Origin of the sequence: Psychrobacter sp. TB55-MNA-CIBAN-0194, from assembly GCF_040309505.1 — a bacterium.
GTDB lineage: Bacteria > Pseudomonadota > Gammaproteobacteria > Pseudomonadales > Moraxellaceae > Psychrobacter > Psychrobacter fozii.
Genome location: NZ_JBEOOW010000876.1, coordinates 1 through 230 on the forward strand (window position 1 = coordinate 1; position 230 = coordinate 230).

Sequence of the window (230 nt, forward strand, 5' to 3'; positions counted from 1 at the left end):
GGTTAGCGTTGATAAGCATCACAATATTTTATTATCGAACTTTTTTGCACAAACCGAAGCATTAATGAACGGGGTAGATGCGCAGCAGATAACCGCTGATTTAGCAGCCAAAGGCAAAACGCCTGCGCAAATTGAAATGCTACTAAAGCATAAAATTCATCAAGGAAACCGCCCAACAACGTCTATATTATTAGACACGGTTGATGCAAAAGCGGTGGGTCGTTTAATTG

The 230-nt window shown here is 40.9% G+C and carries 1 protein-coding gene; it reads left to right on the plus strand.

The genetic code is table 11. The annotated features are described in order from the left end of the window. A partial coding sequence (locus tag AAEY75_RS17435) for a phosphoglucose isomerase-related protein (RefSeq protein WP_502944472.1) occupies positions 1-230 on the plus strand: 230 nt, incomplete at both ends.